At 74.6% G+C, this 19580-nt stretch carries 20 protein-coding genes; 12 read left to right on the forward strand and 8 right to left on the reverse strand.

Features of this window, described 5'->3' with window-relative positions; all coding sequences use genetic code 11:
- Positions 1 to 1200, reverse strand: a 1200-nt coding sequence (locus FHL79_RS09360) for a diguanylate cyclase domain-containing protein (protein WP_138758342.1), incomplete at its 3' end; no start/stop codon positions are given.
- A gap of 146 nt (positions 1201 to 1346) precedes the next feature.
- On the opposite strand from FHL79_RS09360, the gene FHL79_RS09365 reads away from it, so the two are divergent.
- The 5 genes from FHL79_RS09365 (at position 1347) to FHL79_RS09385 (ending at position 5774) form a co-directional block, all read left to right on the forward strand.
- The gene (locus tag FHL79_RS09365; RefSeq protein ID WP_138758343.1) at positions 1347 to 1823 is read left to right on the forward strand and encodes a MauE/DoxX family redox-associated membrane protein; all 477 of its coding nucleotides are present in this window, start codon (positions 1347 to 1349) and stop codon (positions 1821 to 1823) included.
- Complete coding sequence (locus FHL79_RS09370; protein WP_138758344.1) at positions 1813 to 2571, forward strand: DsbA family protein; 759 nt, start codon at positions 1813 to 1815, stop codon at positions 2569 to 2571. Before FHL79_RS09365 ends, FHL79_RS09370 begins: the two co-directional genes overlap by 11 nt.
- A 32-nt stretch (positions 2572 to 2603) precedes the next feature.
- Positions 2604 to 2948: a hypothetical protein gene (locus FHL79_RS09375; RefSeq protein WP_138758345.1), complete on the forward strand. Its 345-nt coding sequence runs from the start codon at positions 2604 to 2606 to the stop codon at positions 2946 to 2948.
- 144 nt (positions 2949 to 3092) lie between these two features.
- Positions 3093 to 4982 (forward strand): translational GTPase TypA, encoded by a 1890-nt coding sequence (gene typA / locus FHL79_RS09380; protein ID WP_138758346.1) that lies wholly within the window; start codon positions 3093 to 3095, stop codon positions 4980 to 4982.
- A gap of 291 nt (positions 4983 to 5273) precedes the next feature.
- Positions 5274 to 5774 (forward strand): DUF5994 family protein, encoded by a 501-nt coding sequence (locus FHL79_RS09385; protein WP_246080562.1) that lies wholly within the window; start codon positions 5274 to 5276, stop codon positions 5772 to 5774.
- A 43-nt stretch (positions 5775 to 5817) separates the two neighbouring features.
- Here FHL79_RS09385 and FHL79_RS09390 read toward each other — a convergent pair whose 3' ends face one another.
- Positions 5818 to 6387: a P-loop NTPase family protein gene (locus FHL79_RS09390; protein WP_218938401.1), complete on the reverse strand. Its 570-nt coding sequence runs from the start codon at positions 6385 to 6387 to the stop codon at positions 5818 to 5820.
- A 99-nt stretch (positions 6388 to 6486) separates the two neighbouring features.
- Between FHL79_RS09390 and FHL79_RS09395 the strand changes: the two genes are divergently transcribed.
- Entirely contained in the window at positions 6487 to 7464 is a 978-nt protein-coding gene (locus tag FHL79_RS09395) for an NAD-dependent epimerase/dehydratase family protein (protein ID WP_138758348.1), read from the forward strand.
- Here FHL79_RS09395 and FHL79_RS09400 read toward each other — a convergent pair whose 3' ends face one another.
- Both FHL79_RS09400 and FHL79_RS09405 read right to left on the reverse strand, forming a co-directional pair.
- Positions 7465 to 8103, reverse strand: coding sequence for a class I SAM-dependent methyltransferase (locus FHL79_RS09400; protein WP_138758349.1), 639 nt, complete (start codon positions 8101 to 8103; stop codon positions 7465 to 7467).
- A 9-nt stretch (positions 8104 to 8112) separates the two neighbouring features.
- A complete protein-coding gene (locus FHL79_RS09405; protein WP_138758350.1) occupies positions 8113 to 9129 on the reverse strand; it encodes an NAD(P)/FAD-dependent oxidoreductase in 1017 nt (338 codons plus the stop codon).
- A gap of 99 nt (positions 9130 to 9228) precedes the next feature.
- Here FHL79_RS09405 and FHL79_RS09410 point away from each other — a divergent pair, with 99 nt between their 5' ends.
- Entirely contained in the window at positions 9229 to 9810 is a 582-nt protein-coding gene (locus FHL79_RS09410; protein WP_138758351.1) for a helix-turn-helix domain-containing protein, read from the forward strand.
- A 6-nt stretch (positions 9811 to 9816) separates the two neighbouring features.
- Here FHL79_RS09410 and FHL79_RS09415 read toward each other — a convergent pair whose 3' ends face one another.
- The 4 genes from FHL79_RS09415 to FHL79_RS09430 all read right to left on the reverse strand — a co-directional run bounded on the left by FHL79_RS09415 (position 9817) and on the right by FHL79_RS09430 (position 14152).
- A complete protein-coding gene (locus tag FHL79_RS09415) occupies positions 9817 to 10818 on the reverse strand; it encodes a sulfite exporter TauE/SafE family protein (protein ID WP_138758352.1) in 1002 nt (333 codons plus the stop codon).
- Between the two features lie 237 nt (positions 10819 to 11055).
- Positions 11056 to 12516 (reverse strand): MFS transporter, encoded by a 1461-nt coding sequence (locus FHL79_RS09420; protein ID WP_138758353.1) that lies wholly within the window; start codon positions 12514 to 12516, stop codon positions 11056 to 11058.
- Positions 12517 to 12525: 9 nt separating this feature from the next.
- On the reverse strand, positions 12526 to 13527 hold the full coding sequence (locus FHL79_RS09425; RefSeq protein WP_138758354.1) for an inorganic phosphate transporter: 1002 nt from the start codon (positions 13525 to 13527) through the stop codon (positions 12526 to 12528).
- A gap of 7 nt (positions 13528 to 13534) precedes the next feature.
- Positions 13535 to 14152 carry a DUF47 domain-containing protein gene (locus tag FHL79_RS09430; protein WP_138758355.1) on the reverse strand — a complete coding sequence of 206 codons (618 nt, stop codon included), beginning with the start codon at positions 14150 to 14152 and terminating at the stop codon, positions 13535 to 13537.
- 196 nt (positions 14153 to 14348) lie between these two features.
- On the opposite strand from FHL79_RS09430, the gene FHL79_RS09435 reads away from it, so the two are divergent.
- The 5 genes from FHL79_RS09435 (at position 14349) to FHL79_RS09455 (ending at position 19555) form a co-directional block, all read left to right on the forward strand.
- The gene (locus FHL79_RS09435; RefSeq protein ID WP_171058092.1) at positions 14349 to 16082 is read left to right on the forward strand and encodes a copper resistance CopC/CopD family protein; all 1734 of its coding nucleotides are present in this window, start codon (positions 14349 to 14351) and stop codon (positions 16080 to 16082) included.
- A 25-nt stretch (positions 16083 to 16107) separates the two neighbouring features.
- Positions 16108 to 16833 carry a YcnI family copper-binding membrane protein gene (locus FHL79_RS09440; RefSeq protein WP_138758356.1) on the forward strand — a complete coding sequence of 242 codons (726 nt, stop codon included), beginning with the start codon at positions 16108 to 16110 and terminating at the stop codon, positions 16831 to 16833.
- The gene (locus tag FHL79_RS09445) at positions 16830 to 17498 is read left to right on the forward strand and encodes an SCO family protein (RefSeq protein WP_138758357.1); all 669 of its coding nucleotides are present in this window, start codon (positions 16830 to 16832) and stop codon (positions 17496 to 17498) included. Before FHL79_RS09440 ends, FHL79_RS09445 begins: the two co-directional genes overlap by 4 nt.
- Positions 17495 to 18556 carry a hypothetical protein gene (locus tag FHL79_RS09450; RefSeq protein WP_138758358.1) on the forward strand — a complete coding sequence of 354 codons (1062 nt, stop codon included), beginning with the start codon at positions 17495 to 17497 and terminating at the stop codon, positions 18554 to 18556. The genes FHL79_RS09445 and FHL79_RS09450 overlap by 4 nt, the downstream gene beginning before the upstream one ends.
- 189 nt (positions 18557 to 18745) lie before the next feature.
- Positions 18746 to 19555 carry a M23 family metallopeptidase gene (locus FHL79_RS09455; protein WP_138758359.1) on the forward strand — a complete coding sequence of 270 codons (810 nt, stop codon included), beginning with the start codon at positions 18746 to 18748 and terminating at the stop codon, positions 19553 to 19555.
- Positions 19556 to 19580: the final 25 nt, after the last annotated feature.

Here is a 19580-nt window from a genome sequence, read left to right on the forward strand (position 1 = left end):
GGTGGGGACGGGGGCGGAGGTGGCGATGCCGATGCTGACGGTCAGCGGCAGCCGCGTGCCGGCCACTTCGAACGGCTCGTCGAAGACCGACCGGAACCGCCGGGCCAGCGCCTCGCCGCCCGAGGCGTCGCAGTCCCGGGCGACCACGACGAACTCGTCGCCGCCCAACCGACCGACCACGTCGGTGGGGCGGGTGCGGTGCGAGAGCCGGGCGGCCAGCTCGCGCAGCAGCAGGTCGCCGGCGGCGTGCCCGAGGGAGTCGTTGACCTGCTTGAAGCCGTCCACGTCCATGTACAGCACGGTCACCCGGCCGCCCTCGTCGTCGGCCAGGGCGCCGGCGATCGCCTCGTCCAGGGCCGCGCGGTTCGGCAGCGCGGTGAGGTGGTCGTGCCGGGCCTGCCAGGCCGCCCGCTGCTCGGCGGTCACCCGGTCGGTGATGTCGGTGTGGGTGACGACGACGCGCGGCCCGCCGTCGACCGGGAAGACCTGCAGGTGCCACCACGTCGTCTCGCGGGCCCGGTCGCCGGCCGGCGTCGCGGCGTAGTCGAGGGAGAACGACGGTGCCCGCCCGGCGAGCACCGACTCCAGGCCCTCGACGGTCGCCCGGAACCACGGGTCGCCGTTGGCGGCGGCCGCCCGGCAGGCCTCGAGGTAGTTGGCGCCGGCCCGGCTGGCAACCGGCCGCCCGGCGACCGCCGTGCCCGCCGCCCACGCCGCGTTGGTGGTGAGGATCGTGCCGTCGCCGTCGAGGATGGCGGTGCGCGCGGGCAGCGCGTTGAGCACCGCGCGGATGAGCGAGGACTCCGCGGCTCGTGCCTCGTCCAGCGCGCGGCGCTCGTGCACGTCCCGGAAGAAGACGACGAGGTCGCCGAGCACCGGGTACGTGCGGACCTCGAACCACCGGTCCAGGAAGTCGTAGAAGAACTCCAGGTGCTGGGTCTCCCGGGTGGACCGGGCCGTCGCCATGGACTGCTGCAGCGGACCCCCGGGCAGGTCGGGGAAGGCCGCCCAGATCCACCGGCCGACGAGCTCGGTGGCCGGCCGCTCGAGCAGCCGCTCGGCGGCGGCGTTGACCCAGGTGAACCGGTCCTCGCCGTCGAGGACGTAGACCGCCTCGCTGATCGACCCGAGCGCGTCGGCCACCCGCGCACGCCACGCCCCGTCCACCACCCGGGGTGGCCGGTCGTCGGGCTCGGTCATCGGCCTCCGCCCTCAGCCGTGCAGGAGTCCGCGAACGGTACCGCCCGGCAACCAGGTCTGCGGGGGACCGGCGCATCCTGGCGGTTCGCAGCCAGTTCCCAGGCAGCGCCCGGGAACGTGCCGGTTCGAGCGACGACTGTGCCACCGTGGGCACCCTCGGACCCTGGGCGGCGACGGCCGCACGGCTGCTGCTCGGAGGGGTCCTGGTCGTCGCCGGGGCGCTGAAGATGCCCGACCCAGCCGCCGCGGAACGCGCCGTCCGGGCCTACCGGCTGCTGCCCGAGGCGCTGGTCGGACCGGTGGCCTCCGGACTGCCGGTCGTGGAGATCGCCGTCGGCCTCGCCCTGCTGGCCGGGGTGTGCGTGCGGGGCGCCGCGCTCGCCTCGGCGGTGCTGATGGCCGTCTTCGTCGGGGCGGTCGGCTCGGCGTGGGCCCGCGGGCTGCAGATCGACTGCGGCTGCTTCGGTGGCGGCGGGCAGGTCGCCGCCGGGCAGACCGCGTACCCCGGCGAGGTGGCCCGCGACCTCGGGCTGCTCCTCGTCTCCCTCGCGCTGGCCCGGTGGCCGGCGTCCCGGTGGGCCCTCGGTGGCCGTGCAGGGACGGAGCTCGCAGATGTCCGGTGAGGCCAAGCGTGCGGCGGCCCGGCAGCGGATCGCCGCCGAGCGGGCCGCGGAGGCGGCCGCAGCGGCCGCCGCCGCGCGCCGTCGGCGCACCGTGCTCGGTGGGGTGGTGGCCGCGGTCGTGCTGGTCGTCGTCCTGGTGGCCGTGGTCGTCGTACAGACGATGCGGACGTCGACGTCGGCCGACGCGGCAGCGCCGGCCAACACCAGCGGCAACGGCTACGTCGTCACCGTCGGTCAGGCCGACGCCCCCGTGATCCTGGACGTCTACGAGGACTTCCAGTGCCCGAACTGCAAGGCGCTCGAGGACTCCACCGGCAGCACCATCGACGACCTGGTGACCGCGGGCACCGTCCAGGTGCGCTACCACGGCATGGCGTTCCTGGACACCGACGCGAACGACGACTACTCGACCCGGGCGCTCAACGCCGCCGCGGTCGTCGCCGACACGGCCGGCACCGAGGCCTACGAGCGCTTCCACGACCTGCTCTTCGCCCACCAGCCGGCCGAGGGCGGGAGCGGGCTGACCGACGACCAGCTGGTCGGCTACGCCGAGCAGGCCGGCGCCACCGGCGCGGGCGTCGCGGCGGACGTCCGGGACCTGGTCTTCGCCGACTGGGTCGAGGGCGCCGAGGACCAGGCCAGCAAGGACGGCGTCACCGGCACCCCGACGGTCCTCGTGGACGGCGAGGAGCTCACCGACCTGTCCCCGGCCGGCCTGACCGCCGCCGTCGCCGCCGCGCAGCAGTGAGGGCGGGCGGCGGGGTGGAGGAGGATGGCGGCATGCCGACCTCCACCCTGGCCCGCGTGCAGACCCGCTTGTCGTCGGCCGTGGCCGCCGCCGTCGGGCTGGCCGCCGGCTTCGGCGTGGCCCAGGGCACCGGCGTCCGCGCGCTGGGCGGGCTCGTCTTCGCCGCGGGCGGGCTGGCCGCCGGGTGGCTCTGGTACCGCCGTCGGGGCCTGGCCGTGGCCGTGGCACTCGGGGCTGCCTACGTCGCGGCGTTCGTCCTCGCGCACGTGCTGGCGCTGGGCGTGGGCTGGCCGGCCTGGCTCGCCGTCGGGGTGGTCACCGCCGCCGTCGCGGCGCTCGCCTGGGCGGTCGCGGACCGGCCCGCGCCGTCGGTCTGAGTGGGGGACCGGTCACAACCGGTCCGAGGAGGAGCCGACGTCCCGTACTCTGGGTGGGAAGGTCTCGGCCCGCACGGTCGTTGACCCAGTGTCGCGCGCCGCAGCGCGCAGACCCCCACGCGATCTCCTGAGGTGCCTCTCCGCATGCCCACCCGTAACGACCTGCGCAACGTGGCGATCATCGCCCACGTCGACCACGGCAAGACCACCCTGGTCGACGCCCTGCTCCGCCAGGCTGGTGCCCTGGGCCGCGCGAAGGGCGAGGGCACCGACAACGACTCCACGCAGGAACGCGTCATGGACTCCGGCGAGCTCGAGCGCGAGCGCGGGATCACCATCCTCGCCAAGAACACCGCGATCCACCTGCACGACGACGACGGCAACCCGGTCGTCGTCAACATCGTCGACACCCCCGGCCACGCCGACTTCGGTGGCGAGGTCGAGCGTGCGCTGAGCATGGTCGACGGCGTCTGCCTGCTCGTGGACGCCTCCGAGGGCCCGCTGCCGCAAACCCGTTTCGTGCTCCGCAAGGCGCTCGCCAAGGGGATGCCGGTCATCCTGGCGGTCAACAAGACCGACCGGCACGACGCCCGGATCGAAGAGGTCGTCGACGAGACCTACGAGCTCTTCCTGGAGCTGCTCGAGGACGCCGGCCTGCCGGCGGAGACCCTCGAGTTCCCGATCGTCTACTGCAACGGCCGCACCGGCCAGGCCTCGCTGAACAAGCCGGAGAACGGCACCGTCCCGGACAGCCCGGACCTCGGCCCGCTGGTCAAGACGCTGCTGGACACGATCCCGGCCCCGGTCTACGACGCCGAGGAGCCGCTGCGCGCCCAGGTCACCAACCTCGACGCCTCGCCCTACCTCGGCCGGCTGGCGCTGCTGCGCATCCACTCCGGTGAGATGAAGAACGGCCAGCAGGTCGCCTGGTGCAAGGCCGACGGCACGATCACCCGGACGAAGATCACCGAGCTGCTGGTCACCGAGGGCCTCACCCGCACCCCAGCCGAGAGTGCCGGCCCCGGCGACCTGGTCGCCATCGCCGGCATCCCGGACATCGGCATCGGCGACACCCTCGCCGACCCGAACGACCCGCGCCCGCTGCCGGCGATCACCGTCGACGAGCCGTCCATCTCGATCACCATGGGCATCAACACCAGCCCGATCTCGGGCAAGTCGGGCAAGAAGCTCACCGCCCGGTTGATCAAGAACCGGCTCGACCAGGAGCTGGTCGGCAACGTCTCGGTGCGCATGCTGCCCACCGAACGTCCCGACACCTGGGAGATGCAGGGGCGTGGTGAGCTGGCGCTGGCCATCCTCGTCGAGCAGCTGCGCCGCGAGGACTTCGAGCTCACCGTCGGCCGCCCGACCGTGGTGACCAAGGAGATCGACGGCAAGCTGCACGAGCCGGTCGAGCGGGTCACCATCGACACCCCGGGTGAGTACGTCGGCACGCTGACCCAGGCGCTGGCCGTCCGCCGTGGCCGGATCGAGAACCTGGTGCACCACGACACCGGCTGGGCGCGGATGGAGTACATCGTCCCCTCACGCGGCCTGATCGGGTTCCGCACCGAGTTCCTCACCGAGACCCGCGGCACCGGCGTGCTGAACCACAACCTGGAGGGCTACGAGCCGTGGCTGGGCGACATGCGCGCCCGCCCGACCGGCTCGCTGGTGGCCGACCGCTCCGGTGTGGCGACCACGTACTCGATGTTCTCGCTGCAGGAGCGCGGCCAGATGATGGTCGAGCCCGGCACCGAGGTCTACGAGGGCATGATCGTCGGCGAGAACTCCCGTCCCGACGACATGGACGTGAACATCACCAAGGAGAAGAAGCTCACCAACATGCGCAAGTCCACCTCCGAGGAGCTGGAGCGGCTCATCCCGCCGCGGATCCTCAACCTGGAGCAGGCGCTGGAGTTCTGCGCCGAGGACGAGTGCGTCGAGGTCACCCCGGGCTTCGTGCGGGTCCGCAAGGTCGAGCTGGACCAGACCGTGCGCGGCCGGTCGAAGAACCGCAAGCCCAAGCCCTGACGCCCAGCGCAGGCTGATCGAACGCCGTCGTCCCCCCAGGGACGGCGGCGTTCGACGTTCCCGGGGTGTCCTCGCGGCGGCGCGCGGGCCGCACCTGACGAGCCCGGTGGTGCGCGTGTGGCGACAGTCGCCGGATGACCACGTCCGGTGAGGACAGGCCGCGCCTGCCGGACACCCCCGTCGGCGTCCCTCGTGGCGCGCCGGGGCGCCGCGGTCCCGGTCGTACGTTCCGGTCGGGAGAGGTGTCCGCGGCTGGGGGGCCGCACGACACCTGGGGGATGAGTGCGAGAGGTGGTCGGGCAGCCGATGGCGGTCCAGCGGGCAGCGGGTTTCCGGAACGGCATCGACGTGCGGGTGCGGCTGCGCCGGGAGGGGACGGCGGGTGACGTCGCCGTCGACGGTGCCTGGTGGCCGCGCAGCCGGGACCTGGGGGCCGAGCTCCCCGAGCTGATCGCCGCGCTGTCCATGCTCGACGTCAAGGTCGAGCGGTTCACCTACCCGGTCGAGGCCTGGGAGCACCCGGTGCAGCGCAAGGTGACCGTCTCCGGGCGGACCGTGCGCACCGGAGCCTTCCGCAGCATGGACCCGCAGCTGGTCTCGCTCACCGTGGACGGCGACCGGCGGCTCGACCTGCTCGTGGTGCCGCCGGAGGCCGACGCGCTGACCGGCGTGCGCGCGCTGCGGCTGGCCGGCCTGCGCGAGGACTCCGGCAGCCCGCAGCGGGTGCTCGCCGCGGCCGGCTCCCGTCCACGCCCCGAGGTCGTCCCCCTCCGCGGCGTCCGCGCCGGCTGAGTCGTCCCCCTGCGCGGCGTCCGCGCCGGCTGAGTCCTCCCGCCTAGGTCGCGAACCGGGCCAGCGGTCCGGTCAGCCAGGAGTGCGCCGCCCGCCGGCTGGGGAGGCGGACGACGGTCAGCTCGGGTCGCTGGGTGTGCAGCTCCAGCACACGTGGACCCGTCCGCGAGTGCGTACGCCAGGCCCACCGGACGATGTGCTCCGGGTCGGTGAGGACGGTGCGCAGCGGTGGCTCGACGTTGCCGTGCCAGAGCCGCTCGCGGAGGAGTCGCCGGCGGAGCGTCCGACGGACGACCTGGCTCATCACCCGCGCCCGCGGGAGGTCCAGCCAGACCACCAGGTCGGCTCGCTCGGCGAGCAGGGGTCGCACCGGCGGGTACTGCCACTCGGTGACCCAGCAGGGGCCGGCCGCGAACCGGCGGACGTCCTGCTCGAACGTCGGCCGAGGCGCCCAGTCGACGCCGTGGAAGAGCGCGTCGATCTCGACGTGCGGCAGCCCCAGCACGTCGGCGACGCGAGCGGCGAGGGTCGTCTTGCCGGCGCCGGAGGTACCGGCGACCAGCACACGCGACGGACGGTGGGTGAGCGGGTCGCCCGGTCCCAGCAGCGGCACCCGGTCACGGTAGCCAGCAGACCTCCGCGATCGACACCGCCGGGTACGCCGGGAGCGAACCGGGTGGACGGGGACGGGCGGCTGCGCTGAGGTCGGCCCATGCGACTCCTCGTCCTCGGCGGCACGCACTTCCTCGGCCGGCACGTGGTCACCGCCGGTCTCGAGCGCGGACACGAGGTCGCCACCTTCACCCGCGGGGTGTCCGGCGCCCCGCCGGACGGGGTCCGCGCCCTGCACGGGGACCGCGACGACCCGGCCGCGCTGCCCGCCGCTCTCGAGGGCTGGGCGCCTGAGATCGTCGTCGACACCTCCTGCCAGACCCGCACCGCAGCGGAGAACGCCGCGGCTGCGCTGTCCGGCGTCGCCGGCTACGCGTTCGTCAGCAGCCTCAACGCCTACCAGAACTGGCCGCCCGGGCCGATCGGCAGCGAGGACGAGGAGCCGACCTGGCAGACCGACGACCGCGGGTACGGGCAGGACAAGGCGCACGCCGAGCGGGTGCTGGGCGCGGCGCTGGGGGAGCGGTTCCTCACCGCGCGGGCCGGGCTGATCGTCGGCCCGTTCGACCCGCTGTACCGGCTCGGCTGGTGGCTGGACCGGATCGCCGCCGGTGGCCGGGTCGTCGTCCCGGCGAACACCGCCCAGCCGATCGCACTGGTCGACGCCCGGGACCTGGCCGGCTGGCTGGTCGAGGCGGCCGAGCGTGGGCTCGCCGGCCCGGTCAACACCACCGGGCCCACCGGGATGACGACGCTCGGCGGGTTGCTGGACACCTGCCGCGAGGTGACCGGCAGCGACGCGGAGTGGGTGCCCGTCCCCGACGCCGACCTGCTGGCCGTCGGCGTCGAGGAGTGGGTGCACCTGCCGCTGTGGCTGGCGCCGGAGACGGCTCGCACCGCCTGGGACGTCGACACCAGCCGCGCCCGGGAGCTCGGTCTGCCCTCCCGGCCGGTGCGGGACTCGGTGGCCGACACCTGGGCCTGGATGCGGACCGCCGACCGACCGGAGCCCCCGGCCGGTCGCGAGCTGCCCGGCCTGCCCCCGGAGCTGGAGGCAGGGCTGCTCGCGGACCGCTGATCAGCCGCGCCGGCGGGCCCGCACGATCTCGTCGGCATGGTGGTGACCGGCGTCCTCGCCCGGCCGCGGCCGCTGGGCGGCCACCAGCACCTCCCACTCCCCGGGGTCGAGGTCGGCGGCCACCTCGGCGGCGGTGGCGAACCGCTCCGCGCCCCACAACGCGGCGCGCTCCTCGTCGTACGGGTGGCCGACCCACAGCAGCGTCCCGCCCGGCGCGACCGCGGCCGCGAGGCGGGGCACCAGGGCGTGCCGCTGGTCGGCGGTCGGGTGCAGGAAGTGGGCGGTGACCAGGTCGTACGCCGCGACCGGCGGCTGCCAGCTGTGGATGTCCCCGCGGACCCACGTCACCCGGTCGGTGACCCCGGCCGCGGCCGCGTGCTCCGCGGCGCGGGTCAGCGCGACCTCCGACCAGTCCAGGCCGGTGACCTGCCAGCCCTGGCCGGCCAGCCACAGCGCGTCGCCGCCCTCGCCGCAGCCGACGTCCAGCGCGCGGCCCGGGGCGAGCCCGGTGGCCTCGGCGGCCAGCGGGGGGTTGACCCGTCCGCTCCACAGCGCCGGGGCGTCGCGGTAGCGATCCTCCCAGGAGGCGTGGTCGTGGCCGGTCGACGCCGGCTCGTGCTCGTGCTGGTGTTCGTGCACCGTTCCTCCTCAGATCCCGTGGCGCCGGTCGCCCAGCACCGTCTCGCACAACTCGCGTTCGCTGGCGGGCGAGAACGGCGCCCGCCGCTCCTGCACCGCCTGCCGGACGTCCTCGGACATCAGGTCCGCGTTGATCGCGGCACCGGCCTGCAGCCCGGCCGCCGCCGCGGTGACCACCTGCGCCATCAGGTCGGTGACGTTGCCGGCCACCCACACGCCGGGGACGGCGGTCGCGCCCATCGGCCCGGAGGGGACCGCACTGCCGACCGCGTGCCCCATCGCCTCCACCGGCTCCACCGGCAGGCCGAGGGACGCCAGCACCGCGGAGCGGGCGGTGAACCTGGGGGAGACCACCAGCGCGTCGAGCGGGACCACCCGGCCGGAGGCCAGCCGGACGCCGGTGAGCCGGTCGCCGGCGGACTCCACGGCGGTCACCTCGCCGGTCACGACCGCGATCCCACGGGCGGCCAGCTGCTCCCACTCGTCGTCGGTGGGCTCCGGGCCGGTGTGCAGGAAGAGGGTCACGTCCGCGGTCCACTGCCGCCAGAGCAGCGCCTTCAGCACGCCGGCCGGCCCGGTGGACAGGACGCCGACGGCGCGGTCGCGGACCTCCCAGCCGTGGCAGTACGGGCAGTGCAGGACGTCGGCGCCCCACCGTTCGCGGAGCCCCGGCAGGTCGGGGAGCTCGTCGACCAGTCCGGTGGTCACCAGCAGCCGCCGGCTCCGCACGTCCCGCCCGTCGGCCAGCCGGACGACGAACCCGCCGTCCTCCGCCCGGGCGGTGACGGCCTCGCCGGGAATGACCTGCCCGCCGTACCCCGCGACCTCCGCCCGGCCGGCGGCCAGCAGCTCGCCGGGCGGGGTGCCGTCCCGGCCCAGGTAGTTGTGCATCGCGTCGGCCGGGGCGTTCCGCGGCCGACCGCCGTCCACCACCAGCACCGACCGGCGGGCGCGGCCCAGCGCCAGCGCCCCGCTCAGGCCCGCGGCACCGCCGCCGACCACCACCACGTCGTACCGCTCGTCCATCGTCTGCTCCCCTCGTCGGCCGGGTGACCCGGCAGGGACGACGGTGCACCTGCGGCCCGCCACTTGACAAACCTCGTTGCCGGAGCAGCAAATGGGTGCATGGACGACGACCTGGACGGCGTGCTCGACGGGGTGGGGCCGCGGCTGCGCGTGCTGCGCCAGCAGCAGGGCGCGACGCTGGCCGAGCTCTCGGCCTCCACCGGCATCTCGGTGAGCACGCTGTCCCGGCTGGAGTCCGGGCAGCGCCGGCCCACCCTGGAGCTGCTGCTCCCGCTCGCCCGGGTCCACCAGGTGCCGCTGGACGAGCTGGTCGGGGCGCCGTCCGCGGCCGATCCGCGGGTCCACCCGCAGCCGGTCCAGCGCAACGGCATGACCATGTGGCCGCTGACCCGCCGGCCGGGCGGGGTGCAGGCCTACCGCGCGCTGATCCCGCCGCAGGCACGGCGGGAGCCGGAGCAGCAGTCGCACGAGGGCTACGAGTGGATGTACGTGCTGTCCGGGCGGCTGCGGCTGCTGCTGGGGGAGCACGACCTCGTCCTCGGCCCCGGCGAGGTCGCCGAGTTCGACACCCACACCCCGCACTGGTTCGGCAACGTCACCGACCAGCCGGTCGAGGTCCTGATGCTGTTCGGGCCGCAGGGCGAGCGCATGCACGTCCGCGCCCGCCCGAAGGGCGGCTGAGCGGGTCTAGTCGCGCGGGGCGCTCGGCCGCCCGGACCGGACGGACTCGTCCTCGACCGGGGCGACCTCGTTCGGCGAGGCGACCCGCTCCGCCTCGGCCAGCCGGGCCGCCTCGGCGGACAGCGCGTCGGCCGACTCCTGGGCGCGGTCCTTGCGGTACTCGCGGTAGGACCACGCCACCGCGGCGGCCCAGACGAGGTAGACGGCCGCGTAGACCGCGTAGCGGACCGGAGCGCCCGCGTCGATCCAGTCGGAGCTCAGCAGGCTCTTGGTGTTGGTCAGCACGATGATCCCGCCCACGCCGGCGCCGAGCAGCCGCGGCGGCACGTAGCGCACCAGCCAGGCGGCGATCGGCGCCGCGACCAGGCCGCCGACCAGCAGGGCGGCGACCCAGCCGAGGTCGATGCCCTGGTCGCCGAGCGCGAAGAGGAAGCCCAGGCTCGCCGCGACCGAGACGAGGAACTCGGAGGTGTCGATCGAGCCGATCGTCTTGCGGGGCTCGAGCCGGCCGCTGGCCAGGATCGCCGGGGTGCTGACCGGGCCCCAGCCGCCGCCGCCGGTGGCGTCGACGAAGCCGGCCGCCAGCCCCAGCGGGGCGAGGAAGCGCTTGCGCATCGGCTTGCCCAGGTGCCGCTTGTCGATCCCGCGCAGCGTGAAGCGGACCAGCAGGTACAGGCCGAGGCCCAGCAGGATCAGCTGCATGACCGGTGCGGCGACCTCGGTGGAGAGGGAGGACAGCACGGTCGCCCCGACGAAGGCACCGACGGCCCCGGGGACGCCGATCCGGGCGACGACCTTCCAGTCGACGTTGCCGAACCGCCAGTGCGACAGGCCGGAGGCGAGGTTGGTGCCGATCTCGGCGAGGTGGACGGTGGCGGAGGCGGCGGCCGGGTTGGTGCCGAGGGCGAGCAGCAGCGTCGTCGAGGTGACGCCGTAGCCCATGCCGAGGCTTCCGTCGACGAGCTGGGCGCCGAGCCCGGCCAGGGCGAGCACGATGAGGGTCTTCACGGGGGTGGGCTCCGGGGTGAGGGCACGGTCGCGCACGCAGACGCGGGCCGCAGGGCTGATGGGGGCGCGCGAGGCGCGCAGGGATCAGCGGCTGCAACAGGCGGTGGTGGTCACGCGGAGCAGGTCGACGTGCAGTCGGCTCACCAGCAGGTCGCCGGGGAGGGCAGCAGACGTCGGCACGTGCACATTCCTACCATCCCGGTAGGTTTTGTCGAGTGCCGGGTCGGGAGGCATGGGTCACGCCTTGAGCGTGTCGGTCCGGACCGTCGCCCAGGCGACCGCGCCGCCCACCGCGAGCAGCGCCGCGCAGACGACCATCGCCGTGCGGAAGCCGGCGCTGAAGCTGGCCGGGTCGGCGTAGTCGTCCCCGGACAGACCCACCGCGACCGGCAGCGCGGCCACCGCCAGCAGCTGCGCCGCCCGGGCCACCGCGTTGTTCACGCCGCTGGCGACGCCGGCGAGGTGGTCGGGTGCGGCATCGAGCACGGTCGCGGTGAGCGGGGCGACCAGCAGCGCGAGCCCGACACCGCTGACCAGCGACGGCGGCAGCACGTCGTGCAGGAAGGAACTGCCCTGCTCCACCCGGGACAACCACAGCAGGCCCGCGGCGGTGACCAGCGGGCCGACCGTCATCGGCAGCCGGGCGCCGGTGCGCTGCGCCAGCGCCCCGGCCCGGGAGGACAGCAGGGTGAGCACCACGGTCGACGGGATCATCGCCGCGCCCGCCTCGGTGGCGCTGTAGCCGAGCACCGTCTGCAGCTCGACCACCAGGAAGAACCCCCAGCCGCCCAGCGCGCCGTAGACCACGAAGGTGCTGAGGTTCGCGCCGGTGAACTCCCGGTCGGCGAACACCGCGGGCGGCAGCATGGGCTCATGCGCCCGCCGCTCGCGGACGACGAACGCCACCCCGGCCAGCACGCCGACCGCCGCGGCGACCCACACCTGGGGCCGGCCAGGGCCGTCGCCGGCGGCGATCAGCGCGTAGGTCACCCCGGCCAGGGCCAGCGCCCCCCACACCGCCCCGACGGTGTCGAACCGCCCGGTGCGCTCGGGGTCCCGGCTCTCCGGCACGTGCCGGACGGCGACCAGCACCACCACGACCGCCAGCGGCGCGTTGACCAGGAACACCCACCGCCAGCTGACCGCGTCGACCAGGAACCCGCCCAAGAACGGCCCGACCAGCCCGGCGACCCCGCCGAGGGCGGACCACAGGCCGATGGCCCGCGGCCGGTCGCGGTGCGGGAAGGAGGACTGGATGATGGCCAGGCTGCCCGGGGTGAGCAGCGCGCCGCCGACGCCCTGCAGCACCCGCATCGCGACCAGCTGGCCGGTGGTCTGGGCGAGGCCGCAGCCCAGCGAGGTGACCGCGAACCAGACGACACCGACCACGAAGACCCGGCGGCGTCCGTACCGGTCGCCGAGCGCGCCGCCCAGCAGGATCAGCGAGGCCAGCGCCAGCGTGTAGCCGCTCAGCGTCCACTGCAGCCCGGCCAGCCCGGCGCCCAGGTCCGCGCCGATCGCCGGCAGCGCCACGTTGACCGCACTGGCGTCCAGGAACGCCATGCCCGAGGCCAGCACGGTGGCCAGCAGCACCCACCGGCCGGGTGCGGTGCCCAGCCGGACGGGGGAGGAGGCGACCGGTCCGACCGGCTCGACCGGGCCAGGCGTCGTCCCCTCCGGGACGGGGGACGACGTCACGTGTCCTTCCTAGCCCACGATCGCGTGGGTGATGAAGAAGGCGAGCGCGGCGACCGCGCCGGCGGCCGGGAGGGTGACCACCCAGGCGACGACGATGTTGCCCGCCACGCCCCAGCGGACCGCCGACAGTCGCCGGGTCGCGCCCACGCCCATGATCGAGGCGGTGGTGATGTGCGTCGTGGAGACCGGCACGGCGAACACCGTCGCGGTGGCGATCAGCACGCTGGAGGCGACGGTCTGGGCGGCGAACCCACCGGCCGGGGTCAGCTGGATGATCCGCCGGCCCAGGGTGCGCATGATCCGGAAGCCACCGGCGTAGGTGCCGGCGCTGATCGCCAGCGCCGAGGCGAGGATCACCCACAGCGGGACGTCGAAGTCGTCCAGCTCGCCGGAGGTGACCAGCGCGAGGGTGATGATGCCCATCGTCTTCTGGGCGTCCTGGGTGCCGTGGCCGAAGGCCATGGTCGCCGAGCTCACGATCTGGGCGTAGCGGAAGCCGCGGTGCGCCTTGTGCGCGTTCGCCCGCCGGAACGACCACAGGATCGCCAGCATGAACAGGTAGCCCAGCCCGAAGCCGATCAGCGGCGACAGCACCATCGGGATGACGACCTTGTCGACGATGCCGAGCCACTTCACCGACTCCGCGGCCGCGAGCGCCGCGCCCACGAGCCCGCCGATCAGCGCGTGCGAGGAGGACGAGGGCAACCCGAAGTACCAGGTGATCAGGTTCCACACGATCGCCCCGATGAGCGCGGCGAAGACCACCTGCAGCCCGCCGCTGCCGGTGGGCGGGTCGATGATGCCGCTGCCCACCGTGGCCGCGACCTTGGTGGAGATCAGCGCGCCCACCAGGTTCATCACCGCTGCCAGCCCCAGGGCGGCTCGCGGGGTCAGCGCCTTGGTGGACACCGCCACGGCGATGGCGTTGGCCGCGTCGTGGAAGCCGTTGGTGTAGTCGAACGCCAAGGCGACGACGACGATGACGACCAGCGCGAGGAGTGCCCCGTCCATCCGGTGCTCAGGACTCCTTGACCGCGATCGTCTCGACCACGTTGGCCACGTGCTCGAAGGCGTCGGCGGCCTCCTCGAGCTGGTCGGCGACCTCCTTGAGCTTGAGGATCTCCAACGCGTCGAACTCACCGGAGTACAGCCGGGAGAGCAGCCGGCGGTACAGCTTGTCCGCCTCGTTCTCCAACCGGTTGACCTCGATCCAGTAGTCGGCGAGGTCCTTCATCGACCGCAGCCGCGGCATCGACTCCGCCGTCACCTGGGCGCAGCGCTGCAGCAGGGCCACCTGCTGGCCCATCTCGGCCGGCAGCGTCCCCAGCTTGGTGAGCACCACCAGGTCCGCGGCGGCCTCGATGCAGTCCATGACGTCGTCGAGGTCGCTGGCCAGGTTGTAGATGTCCTCGCGGTCGAACGGCGTCACGAAGCTGGAGTTGACCTGCCGGAAGATCGCGTGCGTCGCCTGATCGCCCTTGTGCTCCAGGTCCCGCAGGACGCGGCCGAGCTCCTCGCGGCGGGTGTGCTCGTGCACGAACGTGCTGAGGACGTCGGTTGCCTCGACCAGGTTCTCCGCCGAGGCGGTGAACATGTCGTAGAAGCTCGAGTCCTTGGGGGTCAGGCGGAAGGCCACGCAGTGCTCCGGGGGTGACGACGACGGGGTGGCCGTCTCCCCTCCGGGCATGGCGACCTCGGGGAGCATAGGTCCCCTCCCGTTCATCGTCCGTTCGCCGGGTTGTCCCCGCCTCCGGGAACTGGACGGGCCCCGCCGACGACTGTTCGGTCGTGCACCGTCCGACCATCGTCACCCGACCCGGGCAGCTGCCCGCATGAGGCGGTTGCTCACCGCCGTCCTGCTGCTGTCCGCACTGCTCGGCGCCGGTCTGTTGCTCGACGTCGTCACCGCCCCGCCCGCCGCGGCGCACGCGATGGTGGTCACGACGGCCCCCGCCGACGGCGAGCGGTTGGACGCCGCCCCGGCGCAGGTGACCATCCAGTTCGACGAGCACGTCTCCCTGGGCGCCGGGTACGCGCGCGTGCTGGACGGCGACGGGGAGCGGGTCGACGCCGGCACGGCCGAGGTGCGCGACGACGTCGTCACCGTGCCGCTGCGCACCGACCTGCCCGAGGCCGGCTACGTGGTCACCTACCGGGTGGTGTCGGCGGACTCCCACCCGGTCTCGGGTGCCTTCTCCTTCGTCGTCGGGGACGGGGAGCTCGTACCGGCCGGGTCGGTGGGCACCGGGGACACGATCGACCCCGGGGTGGCGGCGGTGCTGCCGCTGGCGCGCTGGCTCGGGTACGCCGGGATGGCCCTGGGGCTCGGCATCCCGCTGGCGCTGGCCACCGTGTGGCCGGGCGGCTGGTCGTCGGGGCGGTTGCGCCGGGGGACGCTGGCCGGGCTGGCCGCGGTCGTCGTCGGCGGCGCGCTCTCCCTCCTCGTGCAGGGTCCCTACGCCGCGGCCGGCGGGCTCGGGTCGCTGTTCGACGGGCAGCTGGTCGGCACGACCGTCGACTCGGGCTACGGTCGCACGCTGCTCGCCCGGATCGCACTGGCGGTGCTGCTGGGCGGTGTCCTGGCCGGGAGCTGGCGGCGCGGTCGGCGACCGGGTGTCCCGGCGCTCGCCGTCGCCGGGCTGCTGGCCGCCGGGCTGGTGGTAGCGGTCGCCGGGGTCGGGCACCCGGTCGCCGGCACGCTCACGGGGCTGGCCGTCGCCGTGTCGGCGGTGCACGTGGCCGCGATGAGCGGCTGGCTGGGCGGCCTGGTCGTGTTGTTCAGCGGCCTGCTGCGCGGCGGCACCCCGACCCGCGAGCTGGACGCCGCGCTGCCCCGATGGTCGCGGTTGGCCGGGGGCTACATCGGCGCGCTCGTCGTCACCGGGGTGCTGCAGTCGGTCCGCGAGGTCGGCTCCTTCTCCGCGCTGGTCTCCACCGGCTACGGCTGGGTGCTGCTGGCCAAGCTCGCGGTGGTGCTGCTCGTGCTGGTCGCCGCGCTGGTCAGCCGGGACTGGGTGCAGCAGCGCGCCGGGCGGGGCCGCCGTCCCGGCTCCGGCCACCGGGTCGTGGCCCAGGCGTTTGCCGCCACGGAGGAGGCGGAGCCGCCACCGGCCACCCTCGGGGTGCTGCGTCGCGCGGTGCTCCTGGAGGGCGTCGGCGCGGTCGTCGTCCTCGCGCTGTCGGCGGTGCTGGTCAGCCAGTACCCGGCGAAGGCGTCGATCGCGATGCCGGTGGAGGTCACCCTGCCGTTGCAGTCGGCCGGGGGCACGACCGGCAACGGCAGCGTGCAGGTGTCGGTGGACCCGGCGACCCCCGGACCGACGACCGTGCACGTCTACCTCTACGACGCCGACGGGCAGCTCGCCCAGCCGCAGCAGATCGCGGTCTCGCTGACCGAGGTGCGGCAGGAGATCGGGCCGCTGGACGTCGAGCTCGCCGCCGCCGGCCCCGGCCACTACGTCGGCGACCCCGACCTGCCCTCGGCCGGCAGCTGGACCCTCACCGTGACCGTCCGGCTGGACGAGTTCACCGCCGTCACCGCCAGCACCGTCTTCCCGGTCCGCTGACGCACCCCTGAGAACGAGGAGAACAGTGTCCCTGCTCCGCCCCCTCCGTCGGCTGCCCGTGGTGCTCGTGGCCGCCGGCGCCCTGCTGGTCGCCGGCACGGGCATCGCCTCCGCTCACGTGACGGTCTCCTCGACGAACGCCGCCGCCGGCGGCTACGGCAAGGTCACCTTCAGCGTGCCCGACGAGAGCGACGCCGCGAGCACCGTCGGGCTGCGCATCCAGCTGCCCACCGAGACGCCGCTGACCTCGGTGCGGGCCCAGCCGGTGCCCGGCTGGACGGTCACCCTGACCACCGTCGCGCTCGACCCGCCGGTCACCTCCGACGACGGCGACACCATCGACTCGGCGGTCTCGGTGGTGGACTTCCAGGCCGACCCCGGGACCGGCATCGCGCCGGGGCAGTTCCAGGAGTTCGCGCTGTCCGGTGGCCCGTTCCCGGACGTCGACGAGCTGACGTTCAACGTGGTGCAGACCTACAGCGACGGCAGCGAGGCCGCGTGGATCGAGCCGACCGTTGACGGTCAGCCCGAGCCGGAGCACCCGGCGCCGGTGCTGTCGCTCACCGCCGCCGCGGCCGGCACCGACGCGCACGGCGCCGCCGCCACGACCAGCTCCGCGAGCGCGGCCACCGACGACGGCGGGGACACGACCGCCACCGTCGCCCTGGTGCTCGCCGTCCTCGGGCTGCTCGCCGGGCTGGCCGGTCTCGGCCTCGGCCTCGGCGCGCGCCGACGTACCGTGTCCTCGTGAGCTCTGCGACCCGGCCCGCGCTGACCGCCCTCGGCCTCGCCGCGGGTCTGCTGCTGGCCGGCTGCGGCGCCGACGCGGACGCCGGCGGCACGGCCGAGGGGCACGACCACTCCGCCAGCTCGGCACCGGCGACGGTCGAGGGCGGCGACGACAGCGGCTACGACGGCCTGCACCTGGCCGACCCGTACCGGAAGCCCGAGTTCACCCTCACCGACAGCGCCGGCGCTCCGTTCGACTTCGCCGACCGCACCGGCACCGGGCCGACGCTGCTCTTCTTCGGCTACACGAACTGCCCCGACGTCTGCCCGACGACGATGGCCGACATCGCGCTGGCCGTGCGCAAGGTCGACCCGGCTGTCGCGACCGAGACCTCGGTGGTCTTCGTGACCACCGACCCGGCCCGGGACACCCCGGAGGTGCTCGGCGCCTACCTCGACCAGTTCGACGCCGACCTGCCCACCCAGTTCATCGGGCTCACCGGTGACCAGGACCAGATCGACCAGGCGCAGCTGGCCGCCGGGGTGCCGCTGGCCGAGGACATGGGCCAGAGCCACTCGGCGCTGCTGCTGCTCTACGGCACCGACGGCGAGGCCGACGTCGCCTTCGACGCCGGGAACACCGGCGCCGACATCGCCCACGACCTGGCCGTCGTCGCCGCCGAGTGAGCCCGCATTCGGGGCGGGTGCTGGTGGTCCTGGTCGGGCTGCTCGCCACCCTGGCCGTGGCGGGTCCGGCGAGCGCGCACGTCGGCGGCGGGACGGCGGGCAGCGACTTCGACGGTCGGCTCCGCGGGGTCTCCCCGGCACTGCCCGGGGTGAGCGTCCGGCTGCTGGACTTCGGGGACCAGCTCGAGGTGGACAACCCGACCGGCACCGAGCTGGCGGTGCCGGGCTACACCGGTGAGCCCTACCTGCGGATCGGCCCGGAGGGGGTCTGGCGCAACGCGCTGAGCCCGGCCACCTGGCTGAACCTCGACCGCTACGGCCGCACCCGGGTGCCCGCCGACGTCGACGACGCCGCTGCGCCGCGGTGGGAGCAGGTCTCCACCCAGCCCCGGTACGCCTGGCACGACCACCGCACGCACTGGATGAGCGAGGGCCGGCTGCCGCCGGTGGTCGCCGCGGACCCGGGGTCCCCGCACACCATCAGCCGGTGGACGGTGCCGATGACCTACGGCGGCGCCGACGTCGACGTCACCGGCGAGCTGACCTGGAGCCCGCCGCCACCGGGCTGGCTGGTCTGGCCCCTCCACGGGCTGCTGCTGGTCGGCACCGTGCTGGCCGGCTGGTGGGCCCGCGGACCTCGACCGCTCGCCGCCGTGCTGGTGCTGAGCGCCACTGCGGCGCTGGTCCACGCGGTCACCACCCCGGCGCCGGCGGTGAGCGTCGCCTCGCACACCGGCGCGGTCGTGTCCGCGCTGCTCCCGGCCCTGCTGGTGGTGCTGACTGCGGCCGTCGGCGTGCGGGCGGCGCTGCGCGGGCGGGGCGTGCTGACCGGGCTCGCTGCGGTGGTGGCCGGCTGGTTGCTGCTGGTCGAGGGGCTGCCCGACGTGGACGTGCTGTGGACCGCGCACGCGCTCACCACCGGGCCGCAGTTCCTGGCCCGGGCTGCCGTCGCCGTCCTCGTCGCCGGTGGTCTCGGGCTGGTCGTCGGCGGGCTCGGGGCGGTGCGCCGGTCCCGGGACGTCGACGTGCAGCAGCGGTGGGCGCCTGCGGCCGGCTGACCTCGACCGCTCGATGAGCCAGCGGGTCGACGATCCGGGGTGGGATCGTCCAGCACCGCCGTGGTTGCGCGGCGTGTTCGGAAGAACACGCCGGGCGACGAATTACAACTCTGTCGTTCGATGTTTGGATGGTCTGCAGACCCGATCCGGCCCACTGGGGCGTCGGACGGGGAGCGAGGGGCAGGCACCGTGGGTTCGAGGCACACCGGCACGACCGTCCGCAGCCGCGGAGCGCAGGTCGAGCCCCTGTCCTCGGAGACTGCCACCCCGGAGACCCCCGCCGTTCCCCGGGCCCGCCGCAGCGCCGTCGGTCGGCGCCGTCCGGCCGCCCTGCTCGCCGCCCTGGTGGTCGGGGGCATGGCCGCCGCCGTGGTCGGCACCCAGGCGCTGCCCTCCGCCGACGCGGAGGAGCCGCTGTCGGTCACCGAGCTCCTGGGCTCGGACGCCGAGGGCATGCTCGAGCCCGAGATGAGCCCGCAGGAGGCGATCACCGAGGTCGAGGCGAAGGCCCGGCTGGACGAGGTCGCCGCGAGCCGTGCCCAGCGCGCCGCGGAGGCCGAGGCCGCCGAGGCCGAGGCCGAGGCCGCCGCCGAGGCCGCCCGCCCCAAGGCCGTGATGCCGATCGACGGCGCCCGGATGACCACCTGCTTCTGCATGCGCTGGGGCACCATGCACTGGGGCATCGACCTGGCGGCCCCCAAGCTGACCCCGGAGTACGCCGCCGAGGACGGCGTCGTGCTGCGGGCCGGCGCCGCCACCGGGTTCGGCTACGCCGTCTACATCCTGGGCGTGAGCGGCGACGTCACCGTGTACGGGCACATGGAGAAGATCCTGGTCGACGCGGGCGACGTGGTGGAGGCCGGCGACACGATCGCGCTGGAGGGCAGCCGCGGCCAGTCCACCGGCCCGCACCTGCACTTCGAGGTGCACTCCGGCGGCATGGACGGCAAGCGCATCGACCCCGTGGCCTGGCTCCGCGCTCGCGGCGTCGACGTCTAGGAGGACCGGCCCGGTTCGGCGCCGA

It is taken from the genome of Modestobacter altitudinis (genome assembly GCF_005930475.1).
GTDB lineage: Bacteria > Actinomycetota > Actinomycetes > Mycobacteriales > Geodermatophilaceae > Modestobacter > Modestobacter altitudinis.